Annotated in this window: 13 protein-coding genes, 1 other RNA gene and 1 other annotated feature; of the genes, 12 read left to right on the top strand and 2 right to left on the bottom strand. The window is 45.4% G+C overall.

Annotated elements, in window-relative coordinates; all coding sequences use genetic code 11:
- The first annotated feature begins 1 nt into the window (after nucleotide 1).
- Nucleotides 2-271 (top strand): preprotein translocase subunit YajC, encoded by a 270-nt coding sequence (gene yajC, locus BTO30_RS05760; protein WP_075397754.1) that lies wholly within the window; start codon nucleotides 2-4, stop codon nucleotides 269-271.
- Between the two features lie 46 nt (nucleotides 272-317).
- On the opposite strand, the gene spoVB is transcribed toward yajC, so the two are convergent.
- Nucleotides 318-1,832: a stage V sporulation protein B gene (gene spoVB, locus BTO30_RS05755; protein WP_075397753.1), complete on the bottom strand. Its 1,515-nt coding sequence runs from the start codon at nucleotides 1,830-1,832 to the stop codon at nucleotides 318-320.
- Nucleotides 1,833-1,929: 97 nt separating this feature from the next.
- Here spoVB and BTO30_RS05750 point away from each other — a divergent pair, with 97 nt between their 5' ends.
- Both BTO30_RS05750 and secDF read left to right on the top strand, forming a co-directional pair.
- A complete protein-coding gene (locus BTO30_RS05750) occupies nucleotides 1,930-2,244 on the top strand; it encodes a post-transcriptional regulator (protein ID WP_083632315.1) in 315 nt (104 codons plus the stop codon).
- Nucleotides 2,245-2,360: 116 nt separating this feature from the next.
- The gene (gene secDF / locus BTO30_RS05745; RefSeq protein WP_075397751.1) at nucleotides 2,361-4,625 is read left to right on the top strand and encodes a protein translocase subunit SecDF; all 2,265 of its coding nucleotides are present in this window, start codon (nucleotides 2,361-2,363) and stop codon (nucleotides 4,623-4,625) included.
- Nucleotides 4,626-4,663: 38 nt separating this feature from the next.
- Here the strand turns inward: secDF and BTO30_RS05740 are convergent, their stop codons facing one another.
- A complete protein-coding gene (locus BTO30_RS05740; RefSeq protein ID WP_075397750.1) occupies nucleotides 4,664-5,707 on the bottom strand; it encodes a C45 family autoproteolytic acyltransferase/hydrolase in 1,044 nt (347 codons plus the stop codon).
- A gap of 132 nt (nucleotides 5,708-5,839) precedes the next feature.
- Between BTO30_RS05740 and BTO30_RS05735 the strand changes: the two genes are divergently transcribed.
- The 9 genes from BTO30_RS05735 to BTO30_RS05695 all read left to right on the top strand — a co-directional run bounded on the left by BTO30_RS05735 (nucleotide 5,840) and on the right by BTO30_RS05695 (nucleotide 16,388).
- Complete coding sequence (locus tag BTO30_RS05735) at nucleotides 5,840-6,172, top strand: LapA family protein (protein WP_075397749.1); 333 nt, start codon at nucleotides 5,840-5,842, stop codon at nucleotides 6,170-6,172.
- Between the two features lie 110 nt (nucleotides 6,173-6,282).
- Entirely contained in the window at nucleotides 6,283-8,619 is a 2,337-nt protein-coding gene (gene recJ, locus BTO30_RS05730) for a single-stranded-DNA-specific exonuclease RecJ (protein ID WP_075397748.1), read from the top strand.
- Nucleotides 8,616-9,131: an adenine phosphoribosyltransferase gene (locus tag BTO30_RS05725; RefSeq protein WP_075397747.1), complete on the top strand. Its 516-nt coding sequence runs from the start codon at nucleotides 8,616-8,618 to the stop codon at nucleotides 9,129-9,131. The genes recJ and BTO30_RS05725 overlap by 4 nt, the downstream gene beginning before the upstream one ends.
- A gap of 118 nt (nucleotides 9,132-9,249) precedes the next feature.
- Nucleotides 9,250-11,448, top strand: a complete 2,199-nt coding sequence (locus BTO30_RS05720; RefSeq protein ID WP_075397746.1) for a RelA/SpoT family protein — start codon at nucleotides 9,250-9,252, stop codon at nucleotides 11,446-11,448.
- A gap of 15 nt (nucleotides 11,449-11,463) precedes the next feature.
- On the top strand, nucleotides 11,464-11,907 hold the full coding sequence (gene dtd / locus BTO30_RS05715) for a D-aminoacyl-tRNA deacylase (RefSeq protein ID WP_075397745.1): 444 nt from the start codon (nucleotides 11,464-11,466) through the stop codon (nucleotides 11,905-11,907).
- A gap of 90 nt (nucleotides 11,908-11,997) precedes the next feature.
- Nucleotides 11,998-12,206, top strand: a binding site (T-box leader).
- Between the two features lie 55 nt (nucleotides 12,207-12,261).
- The gene (hisS, locus tag BTO30_RS05710; RefSeq protein WP_075397744.1) at nucleotides 12,262-13,539 is read left to right on the top strand and encodes a histidine--tRNA ligase; all 1,278 of its coding nucleotides are present in this window, start codon (nucleotides 12,262-12,264) and stop codon (nucleotides 13,537-13,539) included.
- Nucleotides 13,540-15,312, top strand: a complete 1,773-nt coding sequence (gene aspS / locus BTO30_RS05705) for an aspartate--tRNA ligase (protein WP_075397743.1) — start codon at nucleotides 13,540-13,542, stop codon at nucleotides 15,310-15,312.
- A 90-nt stretch (nucleotides 15,313-15,402) separates the two neighbouring features.
- Nucleotides 15,403-15,589, top strand: a non-coding RNA gene (gene ssrS / locus BTO30_RS05700) — 6S RNA.
- 37 nt (nucleotides 15,590-15,626) lie between these two features.
- Nucleotides 15,627-16,388 (top strand): tRNA threonylcarbamoyladenosine dehydratase, encoded by a 762-nt coding sequence (locus tag BTO30_RS05695; protein WP_075397742.1) that lies wholly within the window; start codon nucleotides 15,627-15,629, stop codon nucleotides 16,386-16,388.
- Nucleotides 16,389-16,608: the final 220 nt, after the last annotated feature.

Genomic DNA, 16,608 nt, shown 5'->3' with positions numbered 1-16,608 from the left:
TATGAATCAATTAGCACAGTTTTTACCATTGATCGTGATGTTTGCGCTGTTTTATTTCCTGCTGATCCGTCCGCAGCGAAAGCGCCAGCGTCAGGTGATGGAAATGCAAAACAACCTGCAAAAAGGGGATAAAATCGTCACGATTGGCGGACTTCACGGTATGATCGAATCATCCGATGAAACGACAGTCACGATCATCGTAGGCGACGGCACGCGTTTAACGTTTGACCGTTCTGCTATACGCGATGTTGTCGATAAAGGAACCCTTTAATGAAAAAAGAGCCTCCAGAAGCAATCGCTTCTGGAGGCTCTTTTTGTCATGAACGCCAGAACAGGATCATCGTCACATCTCTTCTTTTGAAAATTCCAAGAGCAGCTGCCCCGAACATGTAGACAATGAAACAAACTGTAATGCCGCTGAGAAGATGAAGAACGGGTGAAACCATTAAAAGTGGTAAAACAGACTTTACAGCCAGGTACGTAAAAACAAGCAAAAGGGCCATTTTTAGATAAAGGCCGTATGGCAGTTTCATCGGAACGGCTTTTAACATAGAGGCTGTATGAAGAAGGGTAACGAGAACGATGCTCGCGGCAATGCCGATCGCTGCCCCCATAATGCCGAACTGAGGAAGCCGGGCGAATAAAAAAATGACACATAATTTTACTGCTGCGCCGAAAAGACTGTTCATCATGGCCGCTCTTGATAAATTCAGCGCCTGCAAAACCGCCTGGAGCGGACCTTGGCAGTAATATAAAAGAAAAAACGGCGCCATAAATTGAATCAGATCAGCCCCTTTTTTAGTATGATACATAAGCGACATAAGCGGCTCTGAAAATAAAAACAACACGATCACCGCAAAACCGCCTGTTGAGAAACAAAAACGGAGTGACTCATTAATGCGCCAGGAAATCGCATTGTACTGTTTCTTACTGTAAGATTCGCTTATATCCGGGACAAGAGAAGAAGAAAGGGCGACCGTTAAAAACGATGGCAAAAACATAAGCGGCAGTGCATAGCCGGTTAACACGCCATATTCTCTCATAGCTGCCCCGGCAGTCAATCCGGCAATGGCTAAACTTTTGACAACAACAATTGGCTCCAAAAACCAAGCTCCCGATCCAATCAGTCTGCTTCCGACCGCCGGCAGTGCCGTTTCAGCTAATTCACCGGCCAATTGACGGTTGACCCGCTTTCCAGGCCATTTCCGAATTTTTCGCCATTCAAAACGAAAGGATAAAAGTAAATAAAGCAGTGAAGCAAGCTCTCCGGCCGTTGCAGCGGCCATGGCGCCGGCTGCCGCATATTCAATACCAAATGGCAGCAGCATCCGGCCTGAGACGATAATAAGCCCGATTCTGACAATCTGTTCGATCAACTGCGACAATGCGGCCGGCTTCATATTCATCATCCCATGAAAATAACCGCGTAAAATGGATGAGATCGCAATGATGGGAATGGATGGCGCGATTGCATAAAGCGGATAAACAGCACGTTTGTCATGAAAAAGCATTTCTGCCAAATAAGGAGCCAGCACAATTAATAGCGGTGTGAACAGCGTTGCAAGCGACAGGGTGAAAAAAATCGAGCTGATGAAAATATGCTTTCGCTGCCGGTCATTTTTTGCCGCCGCAATGCTTCGCGTGACGGCAATCGGCAAGCCAAACTGCACGGCTGTTACCGTTAATATAAAGGCGGGAAACACGGCCATGTACAGCCCGACACCTTCTTCGCCAATTAAACGGGCAATAATCATTCTGTTGACGAACCCGAGTATTTTGACGAGGAAGATGGATCCCGCCAGCCACATGGTTCCTTTTATAAATGATGACAATGCGTCACCGCCTTTTCCAGAAAAGTAATTGTGAAGAAAATATTGTATAATGAGATATATGTACAAATAGGGACGAGCATGACAGGGGGCACAATTGATGGATAAACATGCGTATGACACATATTACCGCACGCTTTTGCCTGCATTAGTCAGTAAAGTGGAAGAGTTCAGATTGTTTCAGTATGAGAAAGCTGACATTCAAACGCTCTGGAGTTACTTAACAAAAAAGAAATGGAAAGCAGTTGAAGCAGAACCGCCGCTGTCAAAGCTTGTTGCGGATGTGTTATCCGTGAAACCGGGAGAGTATATGAATTTTACCCAGGTGAATGCGTACAAGTCTCCAGAGTGGGGAGCTCGTATTTCAGAGGATGAAATGAGCTTTTTATTTGAAAAGCCAGAAAATCGTGAGTAAATTGACAGTCTCTTTTTTCTCCTTCATAATGAATTGTGCTGAGGAATTCTGGTGTGCGCTGCCGGAATTTTTTTAATCAATGGGTTTTTTACGTATATTAAGGAGTGAAAGTTGAAATGGTAAAGCGGAGCCGGATCGTTGCCTTTTTTCTCGTTGTGCTCATGTTATTTGGGGCGATGGGCGGAACAGCAAACGATATCTTGAAAAATATTAAACTGGGCCTAGACTTGCAGGGCGGTTTTGAAGTGCTGTATGAAGTACAGCCGGCCAAAGAAGGTCAGAAAATAACCGAAAGTGTTGTAGCGGATACATCGAAAGCGCTTGACCGGCGGATTAATGTGCTTGGAGTCAGTGAACCAAGTATTCAAGTGGAAGAAGGCAACCGCATTCGTGTGCAGCTTGCTGGTGTAGAAGATCAGGAGCAGGCGCGCAGTATATTGTCTACACAGGCCAATTTAACGTTCCGTGATGTAAATGACAAGATTATGCTCGATGGAAGTGATCTTGTTGAAGGCGGAGCCAGCCAATCCTTTACACAAAACGGTCAGCCTAATATTGTTTTAAAGTTAAAGGATAGCAATAAATTTAAAGAAGTGACGGAAAAGATTGTGGCGATGGCGCCTAATAATCAACTGATTATCTGGCTTGATTTTGAAGAAGGCGTCGATTCTTACGCAGCTGAAATTCAAAAAGAAAATCCCAAGTTTTTATCCAATCCAAATGTAAGTGAAGTATTTGATACAAATGAAGTCACGATTGAAGGCAGCTATACCGTTGAGGAGGCGCAAAGCCTTGCGGACCTTTTAAATGCCGGTGCGCTTCCGGTGAAACTGAAAGAAGTGTATTCGACATCCGTCGGTGCTCAATTTGGAGAAAAGGCGCTTAATGAAACCATTTTTGCCGGTATTGTCGGTATTGGGCTGATTTTTGTGTTCATGATTTTCTATTACCGCCTGCCGGGTGCTGTTGCTGTTATTACATTGTCAGTCTTTCTCTATTTAACATTACTTCTTTTCGAACTGCTGAATGGTGTCATGACACTTCCGGGGATTGCAGCGCTGATTCTTGGGGTCGGGATGGCCGTGGATGCAAATATTATTACATTTGAGCGGATTCGTGAGGAAATAAAAATTGGCCGTTCTGTTCGAGCGGCGTTTCAAACGGGAAGCAAAAATGCATTTTTAACCGTTGTAGATGCCAACCTTACTACACTGTTGGCTGGAGCCGTTCTGTTTTATTTTGGGACAAGTTCGGTTAAAGGATTTGCGACAACACTTATTATCAGTATTTTAGTCAGCTTTATCACATCGATATGGGGTGCCCGTGTTTTACTTGGATTACTTGTAAACAGTAACTGGCTGAAAGATAAGCCCGGACTGTTTGGAGTGAAAAAATCAGATATCCATCCGATCAGTGAGGGTTATGACGCACTTGATTTACCGACGCGCTTCGATAAAATTGATTTCGTTAAACCTCATAAAAAACTGTTTGCCTTTTCTGCGGTGGCGATTATTGCGGGGATGATTGTGCTCGGTATCTTCCGTCTTAATCTGGGAATCGATTTTTCAAGTGGTTCACGCCTGGAATTTATGGCAAATGAACCCGTAACGGAACAGGCTGTCGAGGCTGAACTTGAAAAAACCGGATTCGAAGCGTCGGCTCCTTCGATTGCCGGTCAAGATAACACAATAGTGTCAGCACGCTTTAATGAGGCCTTAACTCAAACAGAAATTGCTGAAGTGAAAGGTCAGTTCAAGGATGCGTTTGGTGTGGAGCCTAATGTCAGTACCGTATCACCGGTTGTCGGAAAAGAACTCGCCAAAAATGCAGTGACGGCGCTCGTGATTGCAGCGCTTGGAATCATTTTATATGTGGCGTTCCGTTTTGAGCTATACATGGGTGTAGCTGCGGTTTTGGCGCTGCTGCATGATGTTTTCTTCATTATCGCGTTTTTCAGTTTAACACGTCTTGAAGTGGATATTACATTTATTGCTGCCGTTTTGACCATTGTCGGTTATTCGATCAATGATACAATTGTAACGTTCGACCGTATGCGTGAAAATATGGCGAAAAAACGAAAAATTACGGAGCCGAAAGAACTGGATGATATCGTCAATCAAAGTTTGCGTCAAACATTAACCAGATCATTAAACACGGTCTTAACCGTTGTCATCGCCGTAGTGGCGCTGATCATTTTCGGAAGTTCATCCATTTTGAATTTCTCAATCGCCTTGCTTGTCGGATTAATCGGCGGTGCGTATTCATCGATCTTTATCGCGGCGCAGCTATGGCTCATTTGGAAAAAGAAAGAATTGAAGAAAAAAGGAAAGCTTATTACGTATAAAGAGAAAAATACAAATAAAGACGAACTTCAAGTATAAGAAAAAGAGCTGTGGCAGGCTAATGCCCCGGCTCTTTTTTACATATGAACGAACAACTCATTGGAATCAATTTCACCCAAAATGCGCGTTACCGGCAGCCTCGCTCCCTCAAGCCATCGTTTAAAATCAAGTGGAATGGGACGGGCCTTTTCACCAATGCCAACGAGCACTTGCAGAGATTTCGGCTCATATACAGTTGTATGAAGTGTGCCGGACCAGCTGCCGTATTTTTTCTTGAAAATTCCGTATGAAGGATCATTGAAAAAAGTGTATGCATCAGCTGCTGTATGTGGAATACGTGCATAGTGCTGAAGCGTGCGAAGGCGATCTTTTGATTCAAGGGTATGGTACCGGTTTTCATCATGCAGCTTTTCTGATATAAAATGATTGGCACATGATACGGCATTATAGTGAACATGAACACAGCGCGGCGATGCTTCAACGACAGCACTTTGAAGAGAAGCATCGTACAAAGAATAGTTAAACGAATGGCGATGGGGCATCTCATTTAAAAGATCAATGGCTTCCTCGGTTGTGGCACACGTATCAAGAATGAGGCGTGCAATGATGCTGCACGTAAACCCGTCTTCTGCCCGCCGCCGGTTGACGAAATGAAAACCAATCACGAGCCCTTTTTCATTCATCCCGTCAATTCGTCCGGCCATGCGTCCGCTAATCCCGATGGAGGCGTATCCATGATCCGGCTGCCATAAGAGAAGCCGCCCTTCATACGTTTTTGGATGAAAGTCATAATTCCGGGCAAAAAAGCCGTTATTCATCATGGCTGAACAGCCGCTGTTTACATCATCGAGCTGAAAGCCGCTGTATTCATGAATGACGTCATACATAGTCCATTTCAGTGCGTCCGCCATCCCTTCAAACTCTTCCCACATGACGGGAGCATATTTGTGAAAGTATTGTTTGACTTGCGGAAAATGAATACTGTACGATCGCATCGACTTGCTTCGCCGTTTTTGATGAACGTGATAAAGAGGGGAAGCCGCCAGTTTTTCTCCCGCTAGATACCCGAGGTCATAATAGCTCCCTCTGCCTTGAATCACATCCACATAAAACCGCTGCATATTATTCCTGCTTTCTTTTTTCTTTCTATCGTGCCGGTTTCAACATGAAAATTCAAGGAGAAAGTATTTTTAAGATGTTTTAATGGAAGGAGAAAAAGGGAAAAGACGTATAGGAGAGGAGGGGGATAAAAGATGAAAACACAAACAACGCTTATTCTAGGATTTATTTTTGCTTTAATTATTGCTGTTTTTGCCGTTATTAATGTGGATCCTGTTTCGGTCAACTATTTATTCGGCAGCGCTCAGTGGCCGCTGATTCTTGTCATTTTATTTTCAGTGTTATTGGGCGGCCTGGCGATTTTTATGTTCAGCTTGTTCCGGACGCTCGTGTTGAAGCGTCAAAATAAAGAGCTGTTCCGCCAGAATGAACAGCTGAAAAAAGAAATACAGGAATTAAAGAGTGAACATCGTGAAACGGTCTTGCCGGAAGCAGACTCGACACGGCTGATTCCGGATGGTGAATAAAAAAAACCGGCTGCAAAAACGGATATCTATTCGTATTGCAGCCGGTTTTTTCTTGTTGTTGTCTTTTAGAAGTGTGAGACTTATAATGAGAAAGTTATGGGGTGAAATTTATGTTGAAATCGAAAATGCGCTGGGTGATCCGTGACATTGACCGGCAAAAAAGTGAAGAATTTGCGGCGAAAGTTGGAACGAGTCCCCTTGCCGCATCGTTACTTTTAGGCCGCGGCATTGACAACGAAGAAGAAGCACGTGCGTTTTTGTTTGAAGAAGGCGTTTCATTTCACGATCCATATCTTTTAAAAGATATGGATAAAGCAATTGAGCGGATCAGACAGGCGAAAGAACAGGGCGAACCTGTTCTCGTCTTTGGCGATTACGATGCTGATGGCGTGAGCAGCACGTCGGTATTGCTGACAGCACTCCGCGATCATGGTATACAGGCGGAGTATTACATACCGAACCGGTTTACTGAAGGATACGGGCCAAATGAACAGGCATTTCGTAACGCAAAAGAGATGGGATTCGGGTTAATTATCACCGTTGATACCGGTATTGCAGCTGTTCACGAAGCGCGGGTGGCGAAAGAAATCGGCATTGACCTCATCATTACGGACCATCATGAACCGGGGCCTGAACTGCCGGAAGCACTGGCGATTATTCATCCAAAGCATCCGGACGGGTCGTATCCGTTTGGTTATCTGGCAGGCGTTGGCGTAGCTTTTAAAGTAGCGCACGCTCTTTATGGATTTGTGCCGGAACATTTACTGGATCTGGCCGCGATTGGCACCATTGCCGACCTGGTGCCATTAAACGGTGAAAATAGATTGATAGCAAAAAATGGAATTTCAGCGCTTCGGAAGTCCGAACGTCCGGGAATCGTGGCGCTTTGCAGGCAGGCTGGTACAGAGCAGTCATCGATAAACGAAGAAACTGTGGGCTTTACGATTGGACCGCGTATTAATGCGGCCGGGCGGCTTGATGATGCGGGACCGGCGGCCGATTTGATGATGACCGAAGATATGGATGAAGCGCTCATGCTCGCCGAAGAAATTGATGCGATGAATAAAGAGCGGCAGTCCATTGTGAATGAGATGGCGAAAGAAGCGATTGACATCGTGAACCGCGATTTTCCACCGGATCAATATCCGGTCATTATCGTTGGAAAAGAAGGCTGGAATCCGGGTGTTGTCGGTATTGTCGCTTCTCGGTTGACCGATACCTTTTACCGGCCGTCGATCGTGCTTGGCTTTGACAGTGAAAAAGGCATTGCGAAAGGATCGGCCCGCAGCATAAAAGGATTTGATTTGTTTCAAAGTTTATCGGCATGCCGTGACATTTTGCCGCATTTTGGCGGTCACCCGATGGCGGCCGGTATGACATTGGCGATTGATGATGTGGACGAGCTGAGGACAAGAATGGTTAAAATCGCCAATGAAATGTTGACAGAGGAAGATTTTATACCGGTCATCAATATCGATGCAGAAGCGAATCTTACCGATGTGACGGTGCAGACCATTGAAGATTTGAACAAGCTTGCTCCATTCGGCATGAATAATCCGAAACCGCTCTTTTTCATTAAAGAGGCCAAAGTTTCCTCTATGAAGAAAATAGGGGCGAATCAAACCCATTTAAAAGTGGTGCTTGAACAGGATGGGCAAACGATTGATTGTGTCGGATTCGGCATGGGTGACTACGCGGATCACGTTGCGAAAACATCTGACGTGTCGGTCATAGGTGAACTGTCCATCAATGAGTGGAATAATATGAGGCGGCCCCAGCTAATGCTTCGGGATATGCGTGTCGATGAGGTTCAGTTGTTTGATATGCGTGGCGGACAGCCGGCATCAAAATGGTACAATGAAGTGCCGGACAAGCGGCTGGGCATTGCTTTTTCAGCAGAATCAGCAGATCCTTCCATTATTACGGTAAAAACATTGGAAGATGCTTCAGCGCTTGCTATTGATGAAAAAAATATTGTTTTTTTAGATCTCCCGGAAGAGGAATCCATGATGCGGAACATTCTCGCCGGAAAAAATCCGGCGCGTATTTATGCGCATTTTAACAGCCAGGAAAGCCACTTTTTCAGTACGATGCCCACGCGCGATCATTTCAAGCACTACTATGCCTTTTTATTGCAGAGAGGCTCATTTGATGTAAAAAATTATGGTGAACTGCTTGCCAAAAAGCAAGGCTGGTCCTATGATGCGGTCCGATTCATGTCAAAGGTGTTTTTTGAGCTTGGATTTGTTAAAATAAACGATGGAAAGATTGAAGTGCAAAAAGGGTCGGAAAAGCGGGATTTAAGTGAATCGCCTGCATACAACCGTAAGCAGAAGCAGTACGATCTTGAACAAAAGCTTTTATATTCATCTTATCGTGAATTGAAGGATACGATAGATGAATGGATGAAACAGCCGGCTGTACACAGGGAGGAACTGACGAAATGAACTTAAGAGACTATATTAAAATTGTACCGGACTGGCCAAAGCCCGGCATTCAATTTAAAGATATTACGCCTTTAATGGACAATGGCGACGCATTCCGATATGCGACGGATCAAATTGTAGCGTATGCACGTGAAAAAGAAGTTGATCTCGTTGTCGGTCCGGAAGCACGCGGCTTTATTGTCGGCTGTCCGGTTGCGTATTCACTCGGTGTAGGCTTTGCGCCGGTCCGTAAAGAAGGCAAACTGCCGCGTGAAACGATTAAAGTAGAATATGGCCTTGAATATGGAAAAGATGTATTGACGATTCATAAAGATGCTGTCAAACCGGGCCAGCGTGTATTAATTACAGACGATCTTCTGGCGACAGGCGGAACGATTGACGCCACGATCAAACTGGTCGAGCAGCTTGGCGGGGTCGTTGCCGGCATTGCTTTCTTAATTGAATTAAATTACTTAAACGGACGCGCGAATTTGGATGGATACGACATTTTAACCATTATTCCATATGATTGATTCGACAAATTCCGCCCGATGTATAAAAAAAGTGCAGGATAGCTTTACATCCTGCGCTTTTTTTTCGATAATAAGAACAATTAGTTTTTTTCGGAAAGGGCGAAGGTGAACAAAGCATATGGCGAAAGACCAGATATTGACCGCCGACCAGGTCATTGACCGGACCCGTGCCTATTTGAACGAGGAGCATGTCGAATTTGTCCGGAAAGCATATGAATACGCGAAAGAAGCGCATAAGCATCAATTCCGCAAATCCGGTGAGCCGTATATCATTCATCCCATTCAAGTAGCCGGTATTTTAGCTGATTTAGAAATGGATCCGGCGACGGTGGCAGCCGGCTTTTTACACGATGTAGTAGAGGATACAGACGTTACGCTGCAGGATTTAACGGATGTATTTAATGCGGAAGTCGCGATGCTTGTCGATGGTGTAACAAAGCTCGGGAAAATTAAATATAAGTCAAAAGAAGAGCAGCAGGCAGAAAATCATCGGAAAATGTTTGTGGCGATGGCGCAGGATATCCGGGTGATTTTAATTAAACTTGCGGATCGTCTCCACAATATGCGGACATTGAAACATTTGCCGCAGGAAAAGCAGCGTCGTATATCGAACGAAACGCTGGAAATTTTTGCGCCGCTTGCCCATCGTCTCGGAATGTCAAAAATTAAATGGGAACTCGAGGATACAGCACTTCGTTATTTAAATCCGCAGCAGTATTACCGGATTGTCAATTTAATGAAACGAAAGCGGGCTGAGCGTGAGCAATATTTGGACGATGTCATAGATGAAATGCGTATCCGCCTTGACCATATGGACATTCAAGCGGAGATTTCCGGCCGGCCAAAACACATTTACAGTATTTACCAGAAAATGACAAAGCAGCATAAGCAATTTAATGAAATTTATGATTTGCTGGCGGTCCGTATTGTGGTCGACAGTATAAAAGACTGCTACGCTGCCCTCGGGATTATCCACACGTGCTGGAAGCCGATGCCAGGCCGCTTTAAAGACTATATTGCCATGCCGAAAACGAATATGTACCAGTCGCTTCATACAACGGTGATCGGGCCAAAAGGTGATCCGCTTGAAGTACAGATCCGTACGCAGGACATGCACCGCATTGCCGAGTTCGGGGTCGCCGCGCATTGGGCGTATAAAGAAGGCCGTACGGTAGATGAAAATGCATCATTTGAAAAGAAAATGACGTGGTTTCGTGAAATTTTGGATTTCCAGAATGATTCGCAGGATGCCGAAGAATTTATGGAATCGCTGAAAATTGATTTGTTTTCCGATCTGGTATTTGTCTTTACACCAAAAGGGGATGTGCTGGAGCTGCCGGCCGGTTCTGTCCCGATTGATTTTGCGTACCGTATTCATTCAGAAATCGGCAATAAAACGATCGGTGCGAAAGTAAACGGTAAAATGGTCACGCTCGATTATAAACTGAAAACCGGCGATATTATGGAAGTGCTCACATCGAAGCATTCATACGGTCCGAGCAAAGACTGGATTAAAATGGCACAGACGTCGCAGGCGAAAAATAAAATCCGCCAGTTTTTCAAGAAGCAAAACCGGGAAGAAAACGTCGAAAAAGGCCGCGATATGATCGAGCGTGAAATAAAAAACATGGAATTTGACGTAAAAGACGTCATGACGCAGCAAAACTTAAAACGAGTTGCCGAAAAATTCAATTTTTTAAATGAAGAAGATATGTATGCGGCTGTCGGATACAACGGAGTGACCGCACTGCAAGTAGCAAACCGGCTGACGGAGAAATTGCGGAAGCAGCGTGATCAGGAAGCGGCCATTCAAGAGGTCGTCAAAGAAATTAAAGCACCGCCGAATCCATCTGCACAGAAGAAAAATGCGGGTGTGACAGTAAAAGGCATTGATAACTTATTAATCCGCCTGTCACGCTGCTGCAATCCGGTGCCGGGCGATGATATTGTCGGTTATATTACGAAAGGGCGCGGCGTTTCGGTCCACCGGGAAGACTGTCCGAACGTCTCGGCTGATGATGATGCGGAAAACCGACTTATCTCAGTTGAATGGGAATCCGGCGCGGCCAATCAAAAAGAATATCTTGTGGATATTGAAATTTCAGGCTATGACCGGCAAGGGCTTCTCAATGAAGTGCTGCAGGCAGTCAGCGAAACCAAAACCAATATTTCCGCGGTTTCAGGACGGTCTGACCGCAATAAAATGGCGAAAATCGATATGTCGATCTTCATCCGAAACGTGAATCATTTACAAAAAGTGGTGGAGCGTGTGAAACAGATACCGGATATTTATTCGGTCCGCCGTATTATGAATTGATTGAAGGTGTTTTCATTGAAAGTCGTGTTGCAGCGAAGTAAACAAGCATCCGTATCAGTGAATGGAGAAATCAAGGGTCAAATTGAATCAGGTCTCGTCCTGCTCGTCGGGGTCACGCATGACGATACAGAAAAAGATGCTGTCTGGCTTGCCGACAAAATTGTCAACTTACGCATATTTGAAGACGAAACCGGCAAATTGAATGAATCACTGCTTGACCGCGGAGGTTCCATTCTCTCGATTTCGCAGTTTACGTTGTATGGTGACTGCAAAAAAGGGCGCCGTCCGAATTTTATGCAGGCTGCCGGCGGTGAACAGGCAATTGTATTGTATGAACAGTTTAATGGTCTGCTCCGCGAAAAAGGAGTTTGCGTCGAAACCGGTGTATTCGGTGCGATGATGGATGTTTCGCTCGTAAATGACGGTCCGGTGACATTAATTCTCGACAGCAAACAATAAAACGCGCTTGAAAAACAGACAAAAGTTTTTTATAATTTTTTCATCAGGTCTGCAGGATGTCACGTATGCAGCTTTTGATTATGAATGAATATAAAGCCTAAGACGAAGAAAAGTAATGAAAAACCGGCCGGACAGAGAAAAATGCCTTGACTGAGAGCATTTACGGTACGCCTTCATGAACAGACACTTCCGAGGCGTTTTTCTGAAAGGCAGTAGGAAAAACCGCGTATTGCGTTATCAAAAAAGTGAAAGCTCCGGCTTTAACGAGGGTGGCACCGCGGAAAACTTCCGTCCCTGCAAATATTCGCAGGGATGGAAGTTTTTTTATGTGCCGGTACATAAGGAGGAATGAACATGTCAGTGAAAATTCCGCGCGGAACGCAGGACATTTTGCCCGGACAGTCGGAAAAATGGCAGTATATCGAATCAATTGCAAAAGAAGTATGCCGCCGTTACCATTACAAAGAAATCCGCACACCAATTTTTGAACATACAGAACTCTTTAAACGGAGCGTCGGTGACACGACCGATATCGTTCAAAAAGAAATGTATACGTTTGAAGACCGGGGGGAAAGAAGTTTAACTCTTCGCCCCGAAGGAACCGCAGCAGTTGTCCGTTCGTTTGTTGAAAACAAAATGTTCGGTATTCCCGATCAGCCGGTAAAATTGTTCTACACAGGTCCGATGTTCCGCTACGAGCGTCCGCAATCTGGCCGCTACCGCCAGTTTGTTCAGTTTGGCGTCGAAGCAATCGGAAGTGAAGACCCGGCAATCGATGCGGAAGTGATCGCGCTTGTCATGGATATTTACAAATCAGCGGGATTAAAAAAGCTGAACCTTGTGATCAATTCACTTGGCGATGCGGAAAGCCGAAATGCGCACCGCGCAGCGTTAATCGCTCATTTTGAACCGCGGATTGGCGAATTTTGTGCCGACTGCCAGACGCGTCTGGCGCAAAATCCGCTTCGTATTCTGGACTGCAAAAAAGACAGGGATCATGAGTTAATGGGAACAGCGCCGTCCATTCTCGATTATTTAAATGAAGAGTCCAAAACCTATTTCAGCAAAGTAACGGGTTATCTTGACGGACTCGGTATTTCCTATACAATTGATCCGAAGCTTGTTCGCGGACTTGATTATTACAATCATACAGCGTTTGAAGTGATGAGCGAAGCGGAAGGATTCGGTGCCATTACTACTTTATGCGGCGGGGGACGGTACAACGGTCTTGTGCAGGATCTTGGCGGACCGGATTCACCAGGAATCGGATTTGCTTTCAGCATTGAGCGCTTTATAGCCGCAATGGAAGCGGAAGGAATTAAATGGCCGCTAGATAACGGATTGGACTGCTACATCGTTGCACTCGGCGAGGAAGCAAAAGATCGATCGGTTGCGCTCGTCCACCAGCTTCGTACAGCTGGTTTATCTGCAGACCGTGACTATCAGGACCGGAAAATGAAAGCACAATTGAAAGCATCCGACCGTCAAAATGCCCGTTTCACGGCTATTCTTGGTGAAGATGAACTGGCAGAAAACCGGATTACGGTGAAAGACATGGCAGCAGGCTCACAGGAAAATGTTCCGTTAAACGAGCTTGCACAATACGTAAAAACAAAAATGGAGGCGAACTAAATGTTTGGACGCACGTTTTATAACGGTGAAATGACAGAAGAACATATTGGACAGGAAGTAACATTAAAAGGATGGGTGCAGCGCCGCCGTGACCTAGGAAGCGTGATTTTCATCGATTTGCGCGACCGCACGGGTATTATGCAAATCGTCTTCAATCCAGAAATTTCAGCAGAAGCCCTTGCGATAGCGGAAAAAGTGCGCAATGAGTATGTGCTGGATGTAAAAGGGACCATCGTTAAACGGGACCCTGAAACAGTAAACGAAAACATTTATACAGGTACAATTGAAGTGCATGTAACCGAAATTAACGTTTTGAGTGAAGCAAAGACTCCGCCGTTCATGGTGGAAGACGGAACAGAAGTAAACGAAGATGTCCGTTTGAAATACCGCTATATCGATCTTCGCCGTCCGGTGATGTTCGATACGCTGAAAATGCGCAGCGATGTGACAAAAACGATCCGCGACTATTTGGATGACAATGGGTTCCTTGATGTGGAAACGCCTATTTTAACGAAATCAACACCGGAAGGCGCGCGTGATTACTTAGTACCGAGCCGCGTTCATCCAGGCGAGTTTTATGCCTTGCCGCAGTCGCCGCAAATTTTCAAGCAGCTCTTAATGGTATCCGGTGTCGATCGTTATTACCAAATTGCCCGCTGCTTCCGCGATGAAGATTTGCGCGCGGACCGTCAGCCTGAGTTCACACAAGTCGATATTGAAACAAGCTTTATGAGCCAGGAAGACATTATGCAAATGACGGAAGAAATGCTGAAAAAAGTGGTTAAACGCGTGAAAAACGTTGACATTACGGATGCATTCCAACGCATGACTTATGATGAAGCGATGAACCGTTTTGGCTCCGATAAGCCGGATACCCGTTTTGGCCTTGAACTGATTGACATGGCGGATGTGGTCCGAGGTTCCGGTTTTAAAGTATTCGCACAGGTTGTTGAATCAGGCGGCCAGGTAAAAGCGTTGTGCGTACCAGGCGGAGGCGAGAAGTATTCACGTAAAGACATCGATCATCTCACTGAATTTGCGGCCATCTACGGTGCAAAAGGACTCGCATGGATTAAAGTTGAAGAAGACGGCATGAAGAGCCCGATTCTTAAATTCTTTACAGAAGAAGAGCAGGCGAAATTGCTTGAAACAGCCGGTGCGAAAACAGGCGATTTGATCTTGTTTGTAGCGGATAAAAAACAAGTGGTTGCAGATGCGCTTGGCGCGCTTCGCTTGAAACTCGGGAAAGAACTTGGCATGATCGATGAATCAAAATACAATTTCCTATGGGTGACAGATTGGCCGCTTCTTGAGTACGACGAAGAAGAAGGACGTTACTATGCGGCGCACCATCCATTCACCATGCCTGCGCGTGAAGATTTAGACAAACTGGAATCTGATCCGGGTGCTGTCCGTGCGCAAGCCTATGATATTGTCTTAAACGGCTATGAGCTTGGCGGCGGATCGATTCGTATTTTTGAGCGTGATATTCAAGAAAAAATGTTTAAATTGCTCGGTTTTACAGAAGAACAGGCAAAAGAGCAATTCGGCTTCCTGCTTGAAGCATTTGAATACGGAACACCTCCGCACGGCGGAATTGCCCTTGGTCTTGACCGCATGGTAATGCTGCTTGCCGGCCGCACAAACCTGCGTGATACGATTGCATTCCCGAAAACGGCGAGCGCGTCATGCGTGTTAACAAATGCGCCGGGTGAAGTGTCTGATGCCCAGCTGGAAGAGCTTCATTTACGCATTAGCCAGACGGCAAAATAAGACAAAAGATATATTTTTAATTTTCTGATTTATTTTGGGGATTGTAAGTTGACCCTGAAAAAAACGTATGATAAGATGTATTCAATAAGGTGAATCCTGATGTGTACGTTAGTTTTACTATCTGTTTTGACCGAACGCTGTATGTTTAGGGAGTCCGGGTTTTTTGGACAGCGCACATGCCCTTAGCGGGGACTTGCAACGCCTGAAGCAGGGCACCCACCTGCGATGAGCGGGTTCAAAACATATAATCTCACACGACGGCACGATTGGGATTCGCCGTCTTTTTTTATGCCCAAAAACAGGAGTGATTGTACATGCTTCATCAATTTTCACGAAATGAACTGGCTTTCGGAAAAGAAGGTCTTGAATTCCTAAAAAATACAACCGTTGCCGTGCTTGGCATCGGCGGTGTCGGCTCGTTTTCAGCTGAAGCGCTCGCCCGCTCCGGTGTCGGCCGTCTGATTCTTGTCGATAAAGATGTGATCGATATTACAAATGTTAACCGGCAGCTGCCCGCGCTCTTATCCACTGTCGGCCAGCCGAAAGCGGACTTAATGAAAGAACGGATTGCGGATATTAATCCGGAATGTGAAGTCATTGCCTTGAAGATGTTTTATACAGAAGAAACATATGAGCAGTTTTTCAGCTATGGCCTCGATTTTGTCGTGGATGCATCCGATACGATATCATATAAAATTCATTTAATGAAGGAATGCTTAAAACGGGGAATTCCGATTATTTCAAGCATGGGTGCAGCCAATAAACTGGACCCGACCCGTTTTACCATTGCGGATATTTCGAAAACGCACACCGATCCGATTGCGAAAGTCGTGCGGACACGTCTCCGGAAAGAAGGCATTAAAAAAGGCATTCCCGTTGTCTTTTCCGATGAAAGTCCGATCATCATCCGCGAAGATGTGCGCCAGGTTGTCGGGAACGATGAGGCGGAAATCCGCAAGGCGAAAATGCCGCCTGCCTCCAACGCTTTTGTTCCGTCTGTTGCCGGCTTAATTATGGCCAGTTATGTCGTTCGCGAAGTGATAAAAGACATTAAAATAGCACGCGTGAATGATTAATACCCATCCTTGTCACAAGGATGGTTTTTTTGTTCACGTTAAAGGATTATGGAAGTGAGCTCAAGGCAAAACATAAGCATGCAGGCAATGGCTCTGAGGTACGTTTTCATTGATTGATGCACGGTTGCAGCGGCCTGTGACCGAGATTTTAAAGCAATTGCCGCTATTATAAGCGGCTTTATCCGGTACTGAAACGAATTTACGCCGTATTTAGAGCCGG

The organism is Domibacillus antri, from assembly GCF_001936625.1.
Taxonomy (GTDB): domain Bacteria; phylum Bacillota; class Bacilli; order Bacillales; family Domibacillaceae; genus Domibacillus; species Domibacillus antri.
Note: the sequence above shows the minus strand (reverse complement) of the source record. Positions and strands in the feature narration are given on the sequence as shown.